The 21,644-nt window shown below is 49.9% G+C and carries 15 protein-coding genes; 3 read left to right on the top strand and 12 right to left on the bottom strand.

Features of this window, described 5'->3' with window-relative positions; all coding sequences use genetic code 11:
- Both C3V43_RS01445 and C3V43_RS01440 read right to left on the bottom strand, forming a co-directional pair.
- Positions 1-1,245 (bottom strand): ABC transporter permease, encoded by a 1,245-nt coding sequence (locus tag C3V43_RS01445; protein WP_106068294.1) that lies wholly within the window; start codon positions 1,243-1,245, stop codon positions 1-3.
- A 20-nt stretch (positions 1,246-1,265) separates the two neighbouring features.
- The gene (locus C3V43_RS01440; RefSeq protein WP_106040650.1) at positions 1,266-2,465 is read right to left on the bottom strand and encodes a pyridoxal phosphate-dependent aminotransferase; all 1,200 of its coding nucleotides are present in this window, start codon (positions 2,463-2,465) and stop codon (positions 1,266-1,268) included.
- 196 nt (positions 2,466-2,661) lie between these two features.
- On the opposite strand from C3V43_RS01440, the gene C3V43_RS01435 reads away from it, so the two are divergent.
- Entirely contained in the window at positions 2,662-3,897 is a 1,236-nt protein-coding gene (locus tag C3V43_RS01435) for a fucose isomerase (RefSeq protein WP_106068293.1), read from the top strand.
- Positions 3,898-3,913: 16 nt separating this feature from the next.
- Here C3V43_RS01435 and C3V43_RS01430 read toward each other — a convergent pair whose 3' ends face one another.
- The 10 genes from C3V43_RS01430 to C3V43_RS01385 form a co-directional block, all read right to left on the bottom strand.
- Positions 3,914-6,526 (bottom strand): sensor histidine kinase, encoded by a 2,613-nt coding sequence (locus tag C3V43_RS01430; RefSeq protein ID WP_106068292.1) that lies wholly within the window; start codon positions 6,524-6,526, stop codon positions 3,914-3,916.
- Positions 6,527-6,814: 288 nt separating this feature from the next.
- Positions 6,815-8,065: an FtsX-like permease family protein gene (locus C3V43_RS01425; RefSeq protein ID WP_106068291.1), complete on the bottom strand. Its 1,251-nt coding sequence runs from the start codon at positions 8,063-8,065 to the stop codon at positions 6,815-6,817.
- Entirely contained in the window at positions 8,062-9,327 is a 1,266-nt protein-coding gene (locus tag C3V43_RS01420; RefSeq protein WP_106068290.1) for an ABC transporter permease, read from the bottom strand. Before C3V43_RS01420 ends, C3V43_RS01425 begins: the two co-directional genes overlap by 4 nt.
- Before the next feature lie 29 nt (positions 9,328-9,356).
- Positions 9,357-10,604 carry an FtsX-like permease family protein gene (locus C3V43_RS01415; protein WP_106068289.1) on the bottom strand — a complete coding sequence of 416 codons (1,248 nt, stop codon included), beginning with the start codon at positions 10,602-10,604 and terminating at the stop codon, positions 9,357-9,359.
- A 33-nt stretch (positions 10,605-10,637) separates the two neighbouring features.
- Positions 10,638-11,933 (bottom strand): ABC transporter permease, encoded by a 1,296-nt coding sequence (locus C3V43_RS01410; RefSeq protein WP_106068288.1) that lies wholly within the window; start codon positions 11,931-11,933, stop codon positions 10,638-10,640.
- A 132-nt stretch (positions 11,934-12,065) separates the two neighbouring features.
- Entirely contained in the window at positions 12,066-12,731 is a 666-nt protein-coding gene (locus C3V43_RS01405; RefSeq protein WP_106040656.1) for an ABC transporter ATP-binding protein, read from the bottom strand.
- A gap of 463 nt (positions 12,732-13,194) precedes the next feature.
- Positions 13,195-14,493: an ABC transporter permease gene (locus C3V43_RS01400; RefSeq protein ID WP_106040657.1), complete on the bottom strand. Its 1,299-nt coding sequence runs from the start codon at positions 14,491-14,493 to the stop codon at positions 13,195-13,197.
- 43 nt (positions 14,494-14,536) lie between these two features.
- Positions 14,537-15,859 carry an ABC transporter permease gene (locus tag C3V43_RS01395; protein WP_106040658.1) on the bottom strand — a complete coding sequence of 441 codons (1,323 nt, stop codon included), beginning with the start codon at positions 15,857-15,859 and terminating at the stop codon, positions 14,537-14,539.
- A gap of 106 nt (positions 15,860-15,965) precedes the next feature.
- Positions 15,966-17,216: an efflux RND transporter periplasmic adaptor subunit gene (locus C3V43_RS01390; protein ID WP_106068287.1), complete on the bottom strand. Its 1,251-nt coding sequence runs from the start codon at positions 17,214-17,216 to the stop codon at positions 15,966-15,968.
- Positions 17,217-17,534: 318 nt separating this feature from the next.
- A complete protein-coding gene (locus tag C3V43_RS01385; RefSeq protein ID WP_106068286.1) occupies positions 17,535-18,458 on the bottom strand; it encodes a glucosaminidase domain-containing protein in 924 nt (307 codons plus the stop codon).
- Between the two features lie 101 nt (positions 18,459-18,559).
- On the opposite strand from C3V43_RS01385, the gene cdd reads away from it, so the two are divergent.
- Together cdd and C3V43_RS01375 are read left to right on the top strand one after the other, a co-directional pair.
- Entirely contained in the window at positions 18,560-19,042 is a 483-nt protein-coding gene (gene cdd, locus C3V43_RS01380; RefSeq protein WP_106068285.1) for a cytidine deaminase, read from the top strand.
- 218 nt (positions 19,043-19,260) lie between these two features.
- Complete coding sequence (locus C3V43_RS01375; RefSeq protein WP_106068284.1) at positions 19,261-21,423, top strand: glycoside hydrolase family 97 protein; 2,163 nt, start codon at positions 19,261-19,263, stop codon at positions 21,421-21,423.
- Positions 21,424-21,644: the final 221 nt, after the last annotated feature.

The following is a 21,644-nucleotide window of genomic DNA, read 5'->3' as shown; positions in this document are numbered from 1 at the left end:
TTACTCGTAACGGATGGAGGTGGCGGGATGGATGCGCGTAATCAGGAAAGAAGGTCCCAGCAACATCAGCACGGCGGCCAATAAAGTGCCGACATTCAGCAGTAAAAACAGCCAGATATTGAAAGATACCGGAACCGTAGCCATATAGTACGTTTCCGGATTGAGTTTGAATAAACCGAACCAGCGCTGCACGAAATAAAAGACAAGTCCGATGGCATTTCCCCACAACATCCCCTTGCCGATAAGGAAGACCGAGAACCAAAGAAACACCTTACGGATAGTAAAATTATCAGCCCCAAGAGACTTCAGCACACCTATCATGGAGGTACGCTCTATAATGATAATCAGCAGACCGGACACCATCGTGAAACCAGCCACTCCAATCATAAGGATGAGGATAACCCAGATGTTCACATCCAATATGTCCAACCAAGCAAAGATCGGAAGATTGAGTTGCTCCACATTACGGACGCAATATTCGGCGCCATAACGGTCGGGATGCTCATCCGTATCGGCAGCTATCTCGTAGGTGGTTTCTTCCAGCTTGCCATAGTCGCGGATTTCCAACTCCACCCCGCTCACCTGATCGGGTTGCCAACCGTTCAGGCGGTTTACCAAACAAAGATCGGTAAGGAGAAAAAGATTATCGTATTCGGAAAAATTCGTCTGATAGATGCCCACAATCTTCAGGCGGCGGGCACGCACGTCATCCTGAATAAAATACGTATCGATCTTGTCGCCAAGCTTCAACTTCATTTTATCGGCAAGTATCTTTGAAATGACCACACGATTGGAAGATGCCGAATCACTGAACTGCGGGAACTCGCCTTCAATGATATGCCGACGGAAGAATGTCCTGTCGTACTCAGGGCCTACACCTTTCAAAACCATCCCTTGAAAAGCGTCGGAGGTCTTTATCATGCCCGGCTTTGTGGAATAACGTTGCACATGTTTCACCTCCGGATAATCGGTAAGAGCGGCAATCATACTGTCGCCCACTGCAATGGGGCGTGTTTCGTAGGAACGTGCGGCATCGAGATTACTTATCTGTATGTGCGAACCGAAGCCTACAATTTTATCGCGCACTTCGCTCTTGAAACCTATGATTACGGACACGGCAATAATCATTACCGCCAGACCTATGGCAATGCCAATCATGGCGATAAGTACGGCGGGACGGGAAACTTGCTTTCCCGGTTGTGCATTACGATAAATGCGAAGCGCTATGAAACGAGATAAATCCATACCCTGTGCCCGACAGCCATTTATTCAGTACGCCCCGGATAAGCCTCCAATGCCTTCTGCAAGACAAATAGCGCCCGTGTCAGATCTTCTTTTTTCAACACATAAGCAATACGCACCTCGTTACGCCCGGCACCCGGCGTAGTATAGAAACCTGATGCCGGAGCCATAAAGACCGTCTGCCCTTCGTACTCGAAATCGGAAAGACACCAAGCGCAGAACTTGTCGGAATCATCTACCGGCAATTTAGCCACGGTGTAGAATGCTCCCATCGGAATGGGAGAATAGACACCGGGAATGCGATTCAGCCCATCAATCAAGCATTTACGGCGTTCCACATATTCATCATACGTGTCGCGCAGATAATCCTCACTCGCATCGAGCGAAGCCTCGGCCGCAATCTGACCAATCAGGGGAGGACTGAGGCGGGCTTGGCAAAACTTCATGACTGCATCGCGTATCTCCTTATTCTTCGTTATCAAAGCCCCGATACGGATGCCGCACTCGGAGTAACGCTTGGATACGGAATCAATCAGTACCACATTGTTTTCGATACCTTCCAGATGGCAGGCCGAAATATAGGGGGAACCCGTATAAATAAATTCCCGGTACACCTCGTCCGAGAAAAGGAATAAATCGTATTTCTTCACTAAGTCGCGAATCTGGTTCATCTCGCGCCGTGTATAAAGATAGCCTGTCGGATTATTCGGGTTGCAAATCAGTATGGCGCGCGTACGTTCATTTATCAGTTCCTCGAACTTCTCTACCTTGGGCAGCGAAAAGCCCTCTTCTATGGTAGTGGCAATGGTTCGTATCTTGGCTCCGGCAGAGATGGCAAACGCCATGTAATTGGCATAGGCCGGTTCGGGCACGATGATTTCGTCGCCCGGGTTGAGGCAGGCCAGAAAAGAGAACAATACGGCTTCCGAACCGCCGGAAGTGATGATGATGTCGTCTGCCGTGAGATGGATGTTGTATTTCTCGTAGTAGCCCACCAACTTCTCGCGATAACTGCGATAGCCCGCACTGGGGCTATATTCCAGAATCTTCCGGTCGATATTTCTTATCGCCTCAATAGCAACTTGCGGTGTAGGGAGGTCGGGCTGCCCGATATTCAGATGGAATACATGTATGCCCCTTTGTTTGGCGGCATCTGCCAGAGGAGCCAGCTTTCTGATGGGAGATGCGGGCATCTCCGTTCCACGAATAGATATTGTTGGCATTGAAGTCTTTTTTATTATTGAGCTGCAAATGTAGCGAATTATTTGAAACCCAAAGGAAGCATAAACATAAAAACTTTAAAAACCTTATCTATCGTAAAAACGTTATGTCATATAGAAAGAAACCTGTACTTTTGAATCAGCAAACGAGAAAAGAGCTTTAGTCACAAAAGCAAACAGTAAAAACTTAAACAATATCATGGTCATCAACCTAATAGCTTTTGCTTCTATCCTGCATAAACAGGCTACTGTCCGTAACTCTCACGAAGTGATACTTACAGAATTGGAAAAATATTTCACCGTCAATATCATCGATTATCAGCATATCGACAAACTCTCGTCCGATGATTTCAGCATCATATTCATTGCCACCGGAGGTGTGGAGCGGTTGGTCATCCAACACTTCGAATCCCTGCCCCGTCCTGCCATCCTTTTGGCAGACGGCATGCAGAATTCACTGGCCGCAGCACTCGAAATATCGTCATGGCTACGCGGGCGAGGAATGAGAAGCGAAATCCTTCATGGAGAACTGTCGGAGATCATCAAACGCATCTTCGTCCTTCACAGCAACTTCATGGCGCAACGCACTCTTTTCGGAACACGTATCGGCGTGATAGGCACTCCGTCGAGTTGGTTGATAGCCAGCAATGTGGATTACCTGCTTGCCAAACGCCGGTGGGGTATTGAATACACCGATATCCCATTGGAGCGTGTTTACGAATATTACGAACAAACTACTGACGAAGAAGTAGGCCAAGCATGTGCCGATCTGGCAGGAAAAGCATTGGCCTGCCGTGAGGCAACGCCCGAAGACATGATAAAAGCCATGCGCCTTTACCGCGCCATCAAAAAAATAGTGACGGAAGAAGGGTTGAGTGCCATAACCCTGAGCTGCTTCCGGTTGATAGAGCAAACAGGAACTACCGGTTGTCTTGCACTTGCTTTGCTGAACGACGAAGGAATCGTGGCCGGATGCGAAGGGGATTTACAGTCGGTTTTCAGCATGCTGGCCGTCAAGGCATTGACCGGGAAGGCCTCCTTCATGGCCAATCCTTCCATGATTAACGCCCGCACCAACGAAATCATACTGGCCCATTGCACCATCGGCATCACCCAGACAGAAAAATTCATTATCCGCAATCATTTTGAAACGGAAAGCGGCATAGGCATTCAGGGACTCTTGCCCACAGTAGACGTAACCATCGTAAAATGCGGAAGCGAGAGTTTGGACGAATACTACTTAACCACCGGTACGCTCACCGAAAACACAAACTACATCAATATGTGCCGCACGCAAGTAAGGATAAAACTGAATTCTTCCGCCGACTATTTCCTCAAAACGCCGTTAGGCAACCATCACATCATGCTGCACGGCAATTATGAGAACACACTAAACGAGTTTCTGCAAGCAAACGGATGTAAACGGATCGAATAATCCGCTTACATCCGTTTCATTTTATCTTATCAGGCAACCTCACCTCGAAGCGCGTTCCTTTTCCCACTTCAGAAGAAACGAAGATTGTTCCATTGAGACGGGCTACTATGGTCTGGCAAATACTCAATCCCAAACCGGCGCCTTGAGTAAAGTTATCCCCCTTATAAAAACGATTGAAGATATGCTTGAGTTCCTTCTCCGAAATGCCCTTACCGGTGTCTTCCACAAAGAGGGTGATGTATCCCGGCTCGTCGGCTGTATATCCTAACGTAATGCTGCCCTGTAGGGTAAATTTCTTGGCGTTATTTATCAAATTATTCACAACCTGCTTCAAGCGGACGACATCCGTCTGTATAGACTGTTCTCCATCCACAGGACATTTAATGCAGAGTTTCACTCCCTGGGGCATCCCAATGCGTTGGCTGCTGTATATCTCTTGCATGATGGAAGTAAGATTGTAATCGGAGATTTTAAAATCCATCGTACCCGCCTCTATACGCGACAAATCGAGAATATCATTGAACAGAGCCAACAACAAATTACAGTTGACCCCGATCAGTTCTACGAAGTCCCGCACTTCTTCTGTAGTGAAAGAGTTCAAGTCTTTCAGCAAATCCGAAAATCCTACAATCGCATTCAGCGGAGTACGTATCTCATGACTCATATTCGCCAAGAAAGCAGACTTAAGTTTATCGGCCTGCAAAGCATGGTCTCTGGCAGCAATCAGAGCGGTCTCCGTGTCTTTGTATCGCTGGATGCTCTGCCCTACGCCCAGCACCATATAAGGAACATCAATGGCCAAGCCCTTATAGATGGTACAACGAAACTCCCACCATCCATAACCCCCTTCGGGTTTCTTCACCCGGAAACTCATACGCACATTGGCACATTTTCCATGCAAGAGATCCAAAAAGCTATTATGAGTCGATTCCCGGTCATCGGGATGTATCAAGCTTTGCATCTCTTCGGGAGTCATAAGTCCGCGGTTTGCCGAATAACCCAAATGAGACAGCAAGCCTTCGGAGATGTTGAAGCGTTGCGTGTGTGTGTCGAACTGCCACGGGTATATGGAACTCTCATCCATAGCCATACGAAAAAGACGTTTCTGTCTTTCTTCTTCAGAAATGTTACGACATATCAATACGACACCATTTATTCCGCCTCCGGCAAAAACAGGCACAACCTCGCCGGATACGGGAAAGTAAAGTCCTTTCCGATTTTCGCGCATGAAAGCATTGGAGGGAATCGGTACAATCTTCTGTTGCACAAGAGCCTGCTTCAACAAGTCATTCAAGACACTCTTTCCTTCGATATATATATGAAAAACAGATCCTGCCACCTGTCCCTCGTAAGAACAAGCCGAATGCACCTTAAACGGGAGTCCGAGCATCTGCCTCAACGAGCGGTTGATAAAATGAATGCGCAAATCGGTATCATAAGATATAATACCGTCGCGGATAGAGTAAAATATATCATCGAACTCTTTTCGCTGTTCCACCAACCGCGATTGAATCAAGAGGCGGGTCTGGGCTTGAATGCGACGGCGGGCTTCCTTTCTGTTGGTTCGTATCAATCGGATTACCAGTACGACCAGCAATGCCACAACAAACAAATAAAAGGTAATGATCCATGCCGTATAACGCTCGCTAAAAGGAATGTTCATGACTACGCCATGCTTGTTTGCAACATTGCCGTTCACATGAAAAAAAGCCAGTTGCTTGTAGTCATACAGAAACGTCCCTTCGAGATTGACAATCCCATGAGTTGAAGGAGTGGTTTTTCCCAATAATATCCGTGCTGCCAGTTTTCCGCTCACCAAAGCACTTTCCAAAGGTTCCACGTCATAAGCACAGAACACTCCGTTTGTCAGTGCCAGATTTTGCCCGGTAAAGACAGGCGCCTTGGAATTTTTACCTATGAAAGAGAGAAAAGGACTCCACTTGGGAGCAACCACAATACGATTATAAGCATTATAGCTGTAGCAAACGGAAGAGATGACTGTTATAGGGGATTGCTTCTGTACATTACTGCCGAGAAGGGTATATTCCGGATTCTCCTTCTGGAACTCGTACCATACATTTTCAAAAGCTTTCACTCCTCTACGGCTGAGCAGAGAACTGTCGGAAAGGCAAACAACCTCTTTACGATGCGGAAATATGCGCTTCATCTCATCGAGCAGCTTTCTGAAATCTATTTCGGCCGTAAAGCCTGAAACATTGGGCAAGTTTCTCATCAACTCTTCATTCGGGTATTTAACAGCCATAACGACAACCGGCAACTGATATCCCAATGAATCTCCACACTTCATCAAACCATAAAATGCTTCGTCACCTGCCGTCACTATCAAATCCGTCCGGCGTTGCCGCGCCCGTTCGCAAATGCGGCGCATAATCGCACATTCCGAAACATAACGCCAATAATCGGCATTGAGATATTCCACAGTGACATCTGCTTTGACATTTTCTTTGTTCAAACCTTTTTCCAACCCTTCGATAAGCAAATCGTGGTGAGGGGTATTATTGGTATACGACTGTATAAACAGTATATTGTATGCACGGTCTGCACCCGAGATCGTTCCGAATAGCACACCTGTCATTCCCAAGAGCAGAGATAGAAAGAGTTTTTTCATAGTATACGCTGTTTGCCCATTAAATCGGTCATTACATTCGCAAAGATAATGGTTTTGTCATTTCAACGGCTTTTTTTAATGAGAAAACATCTTATGGCTACAATGGCATTCACCTCTCTATAGAGATGCGGCCAATCTCTCTATAGAGACAACACATGCGTCTCTATAGAGAGAGCATCAACGTCTCTATAGAGAGAGTGTCAACGCCTCTATAGAGAGAGTACCCGCATCTCTATAGAGGCATCATCCGCATCTTAATGCACGAATACCGAAAAAGGATAAAAAAGTCTATTCATCGTGCAACGCCTCGGCAGGTTGTATCCGCATCGCCTTGCGGGCAGGGAAACAGATGCCGAGCATGATTATTACGGCCAACAGCAACACCGCAACAGCGAAACATAAGAAGAAACGCCCCGGAGTGACATCCATCAATGTGTGTACCGTGAGGTCGGCCGCCTGCATGTTTACACAGACAATCAAGGCCGGAAACGCCGCCAAAGCCAACAACAGCATTCCTTCCATCGCATAATAACCGAAAACGCCGGAGCGGGAACTGCCCAATGCCATGCGCAAGGCTATCTCGCTTCTCCGTTTGCGGGTACGGAACCAGAAAGTGCCCAACACTCCCAGAAAGACATTGAATGCAAAGAAAAGTATCACCGCATAAGTGGTGTTCAGATAATTCACCGTACCCTTTTCGATATCAAAGGCCTCCTTCATGTCGGCATACGAACGGATGTCGTACAGATGGTAGGGGCCGATGGCCAGACGGCCTTGCATGTCGGCCGTAAAACGTTCGGCAAAGCCGGCCGCAGAACCGGGCGACACACGGACGGCAATGACGGCCCAATGTCCCGGCAGGGAAGCGGTGGCCGGGAGGTAGATGAAAGGTTGGTAGCGCTCGTATTCATCCGTCTTATGGGCGGGAAGCACCGCCATCACTTTATAGTTCGTTTCAGGCCGGGCACTTTGCATATAATAAGGATTGAAACACGTCTCTCCCACCCCGCTACGCCCACTGAAAAGCGAATCGCTCAACGCAACGCTCATCATGACGGGCATGGGATATTCGTCCTTCAGCCAATGGTCTGCATCGAAAGTGCCGCGCAAAGGTTTCAGGCGGAACACGTCGAAATAGTCGGGACTGACGTAACGAATGTTGCAGTGCACCACATGGGTAGAGTCGATATGAGGGGCATATCCCTCGAACATAACCTGCTCGGTATAGGGAACAGTTCCCCAATAGTAGCAAGCCGACTCCACACCGGGATAGCGGCTGATGAGACCGTATATCTGCTCCAGATATTCGGCAGAACGGCTCATCATGGCAGAATCGCGCGAAAGCATGGGCTCGATGGTGAGCTGCACATGAAACACATTCTCCGTATCATAGCCTTTGGGCCGGCGGGCAGCCGCCTCGTAATTGTATATCAGGTCGATGCCGTACCACAACAGCACAAGCACCACCAACAATTCCGCACCTATCCATGCATTGGAACGGCGCCGATTCCATATCTGACAGAACAAGCTCTTTATCATTTTTCTTCTCCTTTCAAAGTGGATGCTATGTTGCGTCGAGAAGCCATATAGGCCGGCAACAGCACCGATAGCAGATTAAACAACAGGCAAACGACAAACACAAGCCCGAACAGCACGGGCCGAAGCAGCAGACCTCCGCCCACACTGATGCCCGACAATTCTACATCGCCTGTGCCGAACAACCATGTCCGCCCCAACCATACCAGCAGGCAAGAGAGTAAATAACCCAGCGCACCGCCGACAAAAACCGCAAGCAGGTTCTCCGTGAACAAGCGGTAAATGATGGAAGCGTTCGAGGCTCCGTAGGCCTTGCGCACGGCTATCTCGGTGACGCGTTCCTGCATCTGCGCATGTGTCATGCCGGAAATATTGATGGCGGGAACGATGAGCAACACCATCGCCAGCAACCCATAAACCAACGAGGCACTGACGCTTTTGTCGCGGAAGAACGTATACCCGACATGGGTATAAAGAGACGTCAACTCAAAAGCATATTCGGCCGCGGAACTGTTCAGACGGTCTTGCCGATGTTGCACTTCCGCACGGATGTCGGCAGGCCGGGCATCGGCCGAGAGTTTCAGCACACAGCGGCGAATGCCTCGCAAGCCTCCCGTGCGGTTGGAGTAACCATCTTCATTCTCCAAGGAGAAAGGAGTAAAGATATCGGCATAGGTTGTCTGGAAAATGGCATTGACATCCTTCACCACACCTACCACATGCGCCGGAAAGAAACTTATCCGGAGTTCCTCGCCCACCACATCCGTCGTACCGAAAAGCTGTAAAGCGGCATGTTCGGTAAGGACACATACCCAACGAGAGGCATCGTATTCCTCGGCGGTAAAGGGGCGTCCGGCAACAAACTCATAGCGGAAGAAATCAAACCAATTGCCTGCAACCGGACGGGCAAAATAGTTGTAGGTCGATTTGGAAGCCGGCAGCCCGCAGATGGATTTGGATACACCGCGATACCAAGTCACATCTTCCACACCGTCCAAATCATTGAAAAGTGCTTCGAATGCCATACGGCCTATTCCACCGTTATTGACATCGCTATGATTGCTGCGGCGATAGGTCGTGGCATCGCCCACATACATCAGCCGGGAACGGTCTGCTTCCGGAGCCATATCAGCCGTACGAAAATCATAAATCATCGCCACCGCCATTACGAAAGCGATGGTAACAGCCGTTCCCGTCACACTGATGACAGCATGAAAAGGATGCTGTCGCATCAGCCGGACGGCTTGAGAGACAATCTGTTTCATTCCTTTATATTTAAGTTCCAATTCATTACCTATTCGTCGTGCAGCGCCTCGGCAGGCTGTATGTTCATCGCCTTGCGGGCGGGGATGCCGATGCCGACGGCAATCATCAGTGCCATCAACAGGAAGCTGATGACGGCACACAACAGCAGACGCCCCCACTCCAGTGTGGTTCCGTTGCGCCAAGAGTTCAGTTCCAAATCGGCCAGATGATAATCGACGAGCAATGCCAACGGGGTGACCAACAACAAGAGCAGCCAGCCTTCGCACAGCAAACGCCTGAATACGCCGCCGTCCGTTGCACCATGCGCTTTATGCAAAGCAATCTCCGACTTGCGTTGCTGCGTACGAAACCAGAACGTGCCCAGCAAACCGAGAAAGATATTGAGCAGCAGGAAGCCCATGCCCACCACGTAGTTGCGCAACTGCGACATCCAGCTCCGCTGGAAGTTTTCGCGCACATCGGCAAACGAGCGCACCTCGGCAATGAAAAGATTGCCCACGCGATAGAGTTTCTCGCTATCGGCCTTCAGGCGGTCGATGAAGTCACGGTCTTGGTCGGCACGCACCCGCACGCACCATTCATTGCTGTAATACATCATGTTATCCGGCAACCTGTAGACCATCCGGTAGGAACTGCGGGCCTGCTGATAGTCGCTATATCTCACATTCTGCAAGGCTGCGCCCAGCTTAATCGCATTGACGGTGTCGCCGAACAGGAAGAAAGGCTTCCCCACCAACGAAGTCATCGTAAGGTCGTACTTTCTGTAAAGATTATCCGAGGCAAGGAACTGCCTCGGATCCTTCAGGATTTCGGCCAACTGTTCCGGTGTTTCGCCACGCGTGCCCCGGTAGCGGAACACCCGTACAAAATCGGGCGTCACAAGGCTGCGTATCGTCCATTGATGCGATTCCAAAGTATCATACCGCACCATCGTCGTACTGTTGCTTCCGTTATAAGGAAAGGAGTTCTGCGAAAGGCTTACGGCTTCCACGTCCGGACGGTGTTGCAGCCTGTTCAGCATCTCCTGCACGTCGTTATAGCGGTCTTCTGCGGTCTGATTGGGGATATAATCGGGACTTTTGTCCGTCAGCATCCCCATATTGATAAGGTAGCAATGCTCGATGTCGAAGCCTCTCGGCTCCAAGTAAGTGGCCGCACTTGTATAGATGTAGTCCACAATGTACCACATCACCACGCTGACCACCAACAGCTCCAGAGCCAGCCAGACATTGCTTTGCCACTCGTTCTTTATCTGTGTCAATAATTTCTTAGTCATTGATGTATAGTTTGAGATTTTAGAAATAGCATCTTAATGCAGACGTCCTCCCAATGCGTTCACCACTCCCACTCTCGAAGCGCGCCATGCCGGGAAACCACTGCTCAGCACATTCAGTACGAAGCAGAAAAGCAGTGTCCAACCGAAGGTGGAGGCATGTATCAGAATAGAGGCGTCGACCACCGGCACGTTTACCGTCTTTCGGAATCCTTCGGCAAAAAGCATCATGTCGGCCGCATAGGCAAACGCCACACTCAGCAGCAGCCCCAGCACGCCGGCCAGAAGCGTCACCACCATGTTCTCCGCCACAATCTGCCCCATGATTTCCATGCGCGTACTTCCGAAAGCCCGCCGCACACCTATCTCGCTGACACGCTGGCGCAAGCGGCTCTGCGTCATGCTGCTCAGGTTTATGGCAGGCACAATCAGGAGGATGGCGAAAACAATCAGCCGTTGACGCCGCGCGGCATTCACATCGGGTTCTATGTTGGCCCCTATCACAAGCGCATTCTTCTCTTGGTCGTAAGGGCGGTTGCGGTAAATCAGCGTGTAGCCTTCCTCGCCGATGACCTTGTTATACTCCTGCCTGCGTCGCTCCACCTCTTCGCGTATGGCGGGGAAGTCGCTGCGATGACGGGCCAGTATCGTACAGCTGGCCATTCCCATGTGGTCATCGGTCCAAGTGTCTTGCTCGAAGTCGGTAGAAGTGAACGGTATCCATACCTGCCCGTAGGCTGTGGAAGCAAGCGTAGAGACATCTCTCACCACCGCGCATACCCGGTAGGGGGCATGATTCAGCAGAAACTCCTTCCCGATGACGTCCGTCGTGCCGAAGAGATGGCGTACCACACTTTCCGTGACCACCGCCACCGGCCTCCCGGCATCGAACGTGGCCTTGTCGTAGGGCTTTCCGCCGATGAAAGAGAAATCGAACACCTGCCAAAACACGTCGTCCGTCTGCAGCAGGTCTATGCCCGTGGCAGGCTGCCCCGGCAGGGAGACGGGTGTGGAAACCGTCATGCAGGCATAAATGGTGACAGCCTCCGGTGTCTTCAACGACTGGAAACATTCGCGGGCTGTGCGCACGCTCATCGGCCCGTTGCTGGTGCTCCCCTCTCCCCAGTCCTTATGGTTGATGCTCATCCACTTGACGTGCAGAAAGCGGTCGCGATTGCTCTCGGGAGCGAAGGACACCACCTGCACCTGCTGAATCATCACCACCAGCATGATGAGGAAAATGGCGAGCGCCGTGCCCGCTATGCCTACGGCACTGATGACGGGCTGCTGGCGAAGCTGCGCCAATGCTTGTGTGATATATTGTTTAATCATAACTCAACGTCCTATCCTTTAAAGCGCGTGTATTCACACGGCCTATGCCACCCCGTACGTAGAGGCGACATCTGTCATACTTGTTCTTATCTTGTCTCGCTCTTTCAATCTGTGTTCTTCTTGCCGCCCGGCTTATTCCACTTGCCGTCCGTCGAAGAAGCGGACAGTTCTTGAAGTCTGCTTGGCCTGATCTTCGTTGTGCGTCACCATCACGATGGTGCGCCCGTCTTCTTTGTTGAGCCGGTGCAACAGTTCCATGACTTCGGCACCCATCTTGGAGTCCAGATTACCCGTAGGCTCGTCGGCAAGGATTATCTCCGGATTGCCGATAATGGCACGGGCAATGGCTACACGCTGGCACTGACCGCCGGACAACTGCGTAGGCATGTGACGCATGCGGTGGCTCAGCCCCACCTTCTGCAATACCTCTTCCGCCAGCCGGCGACGCTCTTTGGCCGACACCTTTCTGTATAGCAGGGGCAACTCTACATTGTCCAGTACGTTCAATGAGTTTATCAGGTGGAAAGACTGGAACACGAAGCCCAGATTCCGGTTACGGAATGCGGCCAGTTCCTTATCTTTCATGCCTTCTACTTCGGTGCCCGCAATTTCGATGGTGCCGCTGGTAGGAGCATCGAGCAAGCCCATAATGTTCAGCAAGGTAGACTTGCCGCAACCCGACGGCCCCATGACGCTGAGGAACTCGCCTTTGTTCACTTCGAGGTTTACATTCTCCAATGCTACGGTCTCAATCTCGTTCGTACGATAAATCTTGTTGATGCCTGTTAACTTAATCATAATGGTAAAGTATTAAATTGTTATTATTTGGTTTATTATATCTCATGGGCGACGTCCTATATATCTCATTGATCATGTCCTATATATCTCATTAAACATGTCCTATATATCTCATGAGTGACGACATACGTATCTCATGGGCGATGACATCAGCATCTCATGGGCGATGACATCAGCATCTCATGGGCAATGACATCAGCATCTCATGAGCAATGACATCAGCATCTCATGGGCGATGACATCAGTATCTCATGGGCGATGACATCAGTATCTCATGGGCAATGACATCAGCATCTCATGAGCAATGACATCAGTATCTCATGGGCAACGACATCAGCATCTCATGAGCAACGACATCAGCATCTCATGAGCAATGACATCAGCATCTCATAGGTAACGACATACGCATGTCATAATCAATGACATAATTAACTCATAGAACACGTTGCACAACACTCGCCCCCTACTCGTCACGCAAAGCTTCCGTGGGCGAAATGCGGCTGATGTTGCGCGCCGGAAAGAAGATGCCCGCCATCACCACTGCAAGCAGCAGGATGAAGATGATGAGCGATACTCCGATGAAATGCTGCGTGAAGTCGCTCACCCAATAAGAGTCGGCCGCCCCCTCCATCCATGACAGCCCCTTGTGAAGCCCCTCCTTCAAGGCATATTGCAGGTAAATGAAGAAACCCACAAGCGAAGCCGTCAGCGTGAGAACCGTCCCCTCGCCCATCAGCATGCGTATGATGCGACCGGGCGTCCCTCCGAACGAAAGCATCACGCCCACCTCTTCGCGGCGTGTACGCGTCTGCAACCAGAAGGTGCCGATGACGCCCAGGCAGAGATTGACGAGGAAGAAAGCCGCCATCGCCAGATTGCGGCGGTAGATAGGTCCCGCATTTGTCGCCTCGCGCTCTGCAATGATGGCATCGTAGGAGCGCACCTGCCGGGCGAAGAGGTTGCCTGCCCTGAGCTCTTTCACCATCCACGGACGGAAGTCGTGCAGAAAACGCTTCATGCTGACGCCCTCCTTGAGCCTGACCAATATCTGTGCGTTCTCCGGGATGTCGGTCACGTCCACCGACAGCACGGGGCGGAAAGCAACCATGACGGGCTTCCATTCACTATATGCCTTGAACGTCCCCAGCACACCGACCACCGGATAGTAAGTTGTATCGTTGGCGTATGCATTATAGCAACGTTTGCCGGACACGTCGCTCCGTCCGAAAAGCGCTTGGGCGGTATTCTCCGAGAGCACAACATCGTTTTGCGCATAGTCGCAGTCGGACAGCTGTTCGGGCGTTCTTCCCGCCGCCGGACGGAAGCCGTAGGTCTCGAAGAACTGCGTATGGGGCAGAAACTGCATCCGCAACATTTGATAACGCAGCGTGTCGTTTTCGGCCATCACGACGTTGCTGCTGTTTCCTTGCGAGCAGGGATAGCAAAAGCCCAATACCGGCGTTGTACGCTCCACGCCTTCGAAGTCGCGGGCGCGACGCACCAAATTCATGTAACTGCTCATCAGCGTGGCCGAGTCCAGCTTCTCCGAATCATAGTCCGGAGCGCCCGGCTGCAAAGCGGCCAGCGAAACCAAGCAAAGACGGTCGGCGTCATAGCCGAGGGGAATACTGCGGTCGTGCGTCACCACAATAACGGGGTCCAATATCACCCAGGCGAGGATGCTTACCAGCAACAACTCGGCCAGCAGCCATCCGTTACGGCGACGGCGTGCCCAAAGGTTCTTCAATATAAGTCTGAACATAACTATATCTCCATTTTATCACCTCTCATCGGGAACGAGAGGGTTAACGTTTTTCATTCAATGAGTTCACAATAGGCCGGCGCAACGAATGCCAGGCGGGAAGTAAGGCCGACAGCAGATTCAGCAGCACGCATACCACCAATGCCGCCAAGAAGACCAACGGGGCAAACAGCATCTCACCCGAAACGCGCACCTCCACTCCTTCGGGCATGATTCCCGGCCAACCGTCGAATACCGTGAACACCCACTCGCGGGTGACATAGAGAGTCAGCCATGCCAGCAGCAACCCCAACGCACCGCCCATCAGCGTCAGCAGCAGATTCTCCCACATCACCTGCGAGAGCAGCGTCCGCCTCCCGGCGCCGAACGACTTGCGCACACCCATCTCGGCCAACCGCCCGTCCATGCGGCTCGAAATCATGCCGCTCAAATTCAGCGAAGGAACCAGCAGCAATACAATCAGTATCAGCGCAAAGTAGCGCACCGTGCGCCATGCATCAAACTCTTGGCTTACATATTCTTGAAACACGCTGCGCAAATGGGTGGTGGGCTGCTCCCAGAAATTCACTATCCAGTCATCGGGGTGCATCGAGTTCTCCTTACGGACAATCTCTTCCAGTTCCGCCCGCAAAGCCTCGCCCTGCCGGCTGTCCCCTACAAGGAAAGTCACGTCGAACGCCCCCAGATAGTCGAAGCCGTACTCCGCCTTCCGATAGTCCGGCGATACGCTGTAAGGAAGATAGACCTGCGCATACGACTTGCGCATCAGGTAGCTGGCGGAACGAGCCACACCGCATACACGGTAGTCCACATAGTTCAGACTGAACGTACGTCCTTCCACTCCCTCGGCCGTGCCGAAAAGGCGGTGGGCCAGCTCGTCCGTTATCACGGCCGTATGGATGCCTCCGTCCAAATCGGCCTCCGTAAACGCCTTCCCCTCCATGAAACGGAAGGCATAGATACGGAAAAAGGCAGGGTCGGTCAGCTTGACGGATACGGAGAAATCGCCGCTTCCATCCACAGGCTGCACATAACTGTTCTCCTGCATGTCGTTACTCAAGGAAGCCGAAACGACCAACGCATTCTTCATCGGATAGAACCACTCCTGCAAAGCTTTGTAAGACACACCCCACTGATAGGTGTGCCGGCGGTCGGTGCCGGGATTCTTATCAAAGCGGGCATTGGTGAGATAGAGCGTGTTCGCCCTGTTCACCTCCGGATAGACGGGGGCCAGCTTGACGTAATAGACCACGGCGATAATCATGGTCATGGCAATGGCCAGTCCCGTGCCCACGATGTAGAGCGCACTGAAGAGCTTGTTTTGCCTCATCAATGCCCAAGCTTGTTTGAAATAGAGTTTTATCATAATATGTTGAGAGATTATATTAATCGGGATTATTCTTTCTGTTCCGGTTTACTTCTTTCAGCTTCCGTTTAATCTTTCAGCTTCTGTTTGTTCTTCCAGCTTCTGTTTACTCTTTCAGCTTCAGCCTGTTCTTGTTCTTATACTGACTCATGTCGCTCACCACCACTTCGTCGCCCGGCTGCAGGCCGCCGATGACTTCCACGAACTCGAAATTGCTGTCGCCCAGTTGCACTTTGCGTTTCACGATCTCCCGGTCGGAGTTGCGCACAAAAAGCTCGTACTCTCCGCGCCCCACGTAATAGCTTGCATTTGCCACACGCATCACGTCTTCTTTCACGGCATTCATCACATAGACATCCGTCTTCAACCCCGAACGCAGGCGGCGGTTGTTGTCTTCGTTCAGTTGCACGGTGAAAGATATCACGCCGTTCTTCGAAAGCGGTGTCACACTGCTGATGTTCCCTTCCAGCTTCTCGCTGCCAATCTTCACGATGGCCCGTCCGCCCGCCGCCACACGGTCTCCGTAGGTGTCGGCAATCTCGCCCTCTACCTTGAAGTGGCTCAAGTCAGAGATAACGGCTATCCGGCTGCCTTCGGGCACTTGCGCCCCAATCTGATTGTTGATGTATGTAAGGATGGCCTTGCGGGGCGAACGCACCTGCGCATCGTCCAGCGTGCGCTTGGTTTCGGCCAAAGTCTTCCGAAACATGCTGAACTCCAGCTCACGCACCTGATATTCGGCAGCCAGCACCTCCTTCTCGTTGGCATATTGCTGCTGCAGTTGTTCGTACTCCAATTGCGCCACGTTATAGCTGAGTTCCGCCTGACGCACCTTGTCGGTAGTGCCCGAACCAAGGCTGTCGAGGTATTGCTCGTTGCGCAGCTCCACCTTCATGCGGTCCAGCTTCATGGCGGAGACTTTGATTTTCATCTGCAAATCGGTCAGCTTGGTCTGATTGTCAAGCTTCAGTTGCTTCAGCTTGTAACTGCGCATCTGCTCTTCGTCCAGCATCTTCTTGTAGTCCGTCTCGGCACTCTGCAAGTCCAGCTTCATGATGGGAGTACCTGCATCCACACTGTCGCCCCCCTTCTTATATACTTCCAGAATGCGTGTGTTGATGGGAGAATTTATGATCTCCTCGAATGCCGGAACCACCTTTCCCGATGCACTGACACTGACCTCAATCGTGCCTTTCTCTACTTTAGAGAATACAAGGTCGCTAACCTTCACTCCCGTACGCATCAATGAAATCAGCACGCAGACCACAATAACGCCTGCCGCGCCGATGACACCGTAACGGATGATTTTCTTATTGCGCTCTTTATTACGCACCTCTTTCGGAATTTCTCTATCCATATCTTCTGTTTTTACTGTTTACGAACATAACACTGAATTAATACCAATACCATGCCAAAATCATAAATCACTGAAAGTAAGAGCAAAGGACAAAAAACAAGGTGTCCGTTTTCGGACACCTTGTACATTTTCGGATAGGAAAGAACAAAATGGGGCAGAAGCGCTACTATGACGTGCAAGGAAATATAAGACCGCACCTAAGCAATCGTAACCCCACACCTGAGCGAACGTCAGCCCACACTTTAAGGATGGTAAACCCGCACTTTAGAGGAGCTCTCCCCACAGCATAGGAAAGGTAAGCCCACAGCATACAGGTCATTATCTCAGCCTCAACCTGTCGCCCACCTCCGGAACGTAATCCGAATCCTTGCGATTCATCTTATAGAGATTCTTCAAACGGATGCCGTATTTCTGCGAAATGGAATGCATGGAATCACCATCTTTCACAATATAAACGGTATATGCTTTAGAGGCCTTTTTCTTTTTCCCTTTCAGATAAATGATGTCTCCATCCTCCAATGTATAGTCTTTATGAAGGTCGTTGTATCTCACCAACTTCTTCCAACTGATGTCAAACTCCTTACCCAGCAGGCGGAAAGAGTCTCCGTCGTGCGCCACCACGTAAGCTATGTCATTGGCAATATACACCTGATGCGGATGGGCAAGCCATGGTTTCTTCTTCAGCTCCTTCTCCCAGTTGCGGGTTTCGCCCCTGCTCATACCGCGACTGTCGTACTGATAGAGTTCATAGTCCTCAATAATCGTAATCAATCGGTTGGCATACGAAGGGTCGGTGGCATAGCCGGCTTTTTTCAACCCACGCGCCCAGCCTTTATAATCCGTTATCTTCAGGCTGAAAAGAAATGCATAGCGGGCTCCCTGCCTTAGAAAAAGAGAATGGTCTTCATAGGAATCTTTCGGGTGGGAATAGGCACGAAAGCACTCGTCGCGTGCGTCGTCATCATGATAAACCTTACTTCCGGTCCAAGTGCGATGACACTTTATCCCGAAATGGTTGTTGCTCTTGCGTGCCAACTGACTATGTCCGGCACCGCTTTCGAGCAAGCCCTGCGCCAAAGTGATACTGGCAGGTATCTTATGCTTCCGCATCTGGTCTACGGCAAGCGGAGCGTATTGCTTGATATATTCATTGAAGCGGGGATTTCTGCGCTGTGCATGTATCGAAGCGACGGAAGTGAATATGAGGGCTATGACCACGGTCAGTCTGAAAATACATTTCATGTTTCAATAGTTGAGTTCGATACAAAAGTCCGCAAAAGAATTGAAAAAACCAATCTCTTTTCTACCTTTGTAACATTAATTACAATATAAACCTCTTCTATATGAAAGAACTGAATATCCGAATCGCACTTAAAATATACGAATACGAAGAACTGAATGCCACCGACCGCGAACTGATGGACGCCGCGTGCGAGGCTACCAAACGCAGCTATGCCCCCTACTCGCACTTCTCGGTAGGCGCTGCGGCAAGGCTGGCAAACGGCATCATCATAACAGGCTCTAATCAGGAAAATGCCGCCTATCCTTCGGGCATTTGTGCCGAACGCACCACACTGTTCTACGCCAACTCTCAATGTCCCGACCAAGCTGTGGACACTTTAGCCATCGCAGCACGCAATGAACGCGGTGAGTTTCTGGAAGCTCCCATTCCACCCTGCGGAGCCTGCCGGCAAGTTATGCTCGAAACGGAAAAACGCTTCAAACATCCCATGCGTGTATTACTGTATGGAACAAAAGGAATCTATGAATTGAACAATATAGGAGAACTACTTCCCTTGTCATTCGATGCTTCGGTCATGAGATGACTCCTGTTGTGCACATTATCGCAAGATAATTCGTCTTAAACAACCGTTCATGCCACTTCCCATTATTAAAATCCGGTTATGGAAGAAATCAGTGACTAAGAACAGCAGCTTCATGCAAACGTTTTCCGGTGAATCATCCCCTTTTCAATCTGATGATATCGGGAAGTCGCTCGTTCTTATATATATTTGCACTACAAACTTTATTAAAAAATTGTAGCATGAGAAACATGAAAGCAATCTGCACAAAAATGGCTTGCTTCCTGCTCGTTTTGATGATGAGTAGTGCAGCAATGGCAGAGAGTATCACCTCTCCCAACGGACAATTCAAACTGAACTTTTCGGTAAATGCGCAAGGCGAACCGGTTTACGAGCTTTTTTATAAAGGAAAAAATGTAATTAACCCTTCAAAATTAGGATTGGAACTGAAGAACGATTCCGGACTGATGAACGGTTTTACACTGGCCAACGCAAGCACATCTACATTTGATGAAACGTGGCAACCTGTTTGGGGTGAAGTGAAGTACATCCGTAACCACTACAACGAATTGGTTGTGACGCTTAACCAGAAAGTGCAAGACAGGAATATGATTATCCGCTTCCGGTTGTTTAACGATGGTCTTGGTTTTCGCTATGAATTTCCCTTGCAGAAGAATCTGAATTATTTTATTGTAAAAGAAGAGCGTACACAGTTTGCCATGACCGGTGACCATACGGCATTTTGGATTCCGGGCGACTATGATACACAGGAATACGATTACACCGAATCCAAACTCTCCGAGATTCGTGGATTGATGGATGAAGCCATTACCGAGAACTCTTCACAAACGCAGTTTTCTCCGACCGGCGTTCAGACTTCCTTGCAGATGAAAACTGCCGAAGGCTTGTATATCAATCTCCATGAGGCAGCTTTGGTAGATTACTCTTGCATGCATCTGAATCTGGACGACAAGAACTTTGTGTTTGAATCTTGGTTGACACCTGATGCTGTAGGAAACAAAGGCTATTTACAGGCACCTTGTACTTCGCCGTGGCGCACGGTGATTGTCAGCGATGATGCCCGCGATATTCTTGCGTCTAAAATTACATTGAACCTGAACGAGCCTTGCGCTTATGAAGACGTTTCATGGATTAAACCGGTGAAGTACGTGGGCGTATGGTGGGAAATGATAGCCGGCAAAAGTTCTTGGGCATACACAGATGACTTGCCTTCTATAAAATTGGGCGAAACGGATTATACGAAAACCAAGCCCAATGGACGCCATGGAGCCAACAATGAAAATGTTAAGAAGTACATTGATTTTGCAGCCAGGCATGGCTTCGACCAAGTATTGGTAGAAGGCTGGAATGAAGGTTGGGAAGACTGGTTCGGTAAATCGAAAGACTATGTATTTGACTTTGTGACTCCCTATCCTGATTTTGACATCAAGATGCTGAATGCTTATGCCAAGAGCAAAGGCGTAAGACTGATGATGCACCACGAAACTTCCGGTTCCATACGCAACTACGAGCGACACATGGACAAAGCTTATCAATTCATGGTGGACAATGGCTACAATGCCGTGAAGAGTGGATACGTGGGAAATATGATTCCCCGTGGAGAACATCATTACGGACAGTGGCTTAACAACCACTATCTCTATGCAGTGAAGAAAGCAGCCGATTATAAAATCTGTGTCAACGCCCACGAGGCTGTGCGGCCTACCGGTTTGTGCCGTACATATCCCAACCTGATTGCTAATGAGTCAGCGCGCGGTACTGAATACGAAGCATTCGGTGGCAGTAAGCCGTTCCATACCACGCTGTTGCCGTTCAATCGTCTTATTGGTGGCCCGATGGACTACACACCGGGCATATTCGACACGAAACTTGACTTTATGGGTACTCTGCCTCACGGACAAGTTCAGACCACCCTTGCCAAACAGTTGGCTCTTTACGTCACCCTTTACAGTCCGTTGCAAATGGCTGCCGACTTGGTGGAGAACTACGAAAAGCACATGGATGCTTTTCAATTCATCAAAGACGTTGCGGTAGATTGGGATGACAGCAAGTATATAGAGGCAGAACCGGGTGACTACATCACCGTAGCCCGTAAAGCAAAAGGCACAAACAATTGGTTTGTAGGCGGCATCACGGATGAGAATGCGCGTACCGCCACTTTTACGCTTGATTTCTTGGAGCCGGGTAAGCAGTATGCGGCTACCCTCTATGCGGACGGTAAAGATGCAGACTACCAAGCAAATCCCACCTCTTATCAAATCAAAAAAGGCATTGTGACCCATAAGACCAAGATATCTGTGAAAGAAGCACGCAGCGGCGGTTTCGCCCTGAGTTTGTTTGAAGCCACTTCCACAGATAAAAAGTCACTGAAAAAATGGAAATGAATCAAAGTTTGTCCATTAATTAGGTAAAGAGAGTTTTTAGAGGTATTAATTGCGCCCTGCAAAGAGTTTTTCGTTTTGCAGGGTGTTTTTTTATCCGGTTATCTACTCAACATTCGATTTCTGACGATACATCACGAACGTCCAATCCCGAAAGCCTTTCAGGAAAAGAAAAACATTTACTTTCTGGAGTGTTATCTTTCCCGTCACGGCTCGCTATATAG

The organism is Prevotella heparinolytica, from assembly GCF_002998535.1.
GTDB lineage: Bacteria > Bacteroidota > Bacteroidia > Bacteroidales > Bacteroidaceae > Bacteroides > Bacteroides heparinolyticus.
Note: the sequence above shows the minus strand (reverse complement) of the source record. Positions and strands in the feature narration are given on the sequence as shown.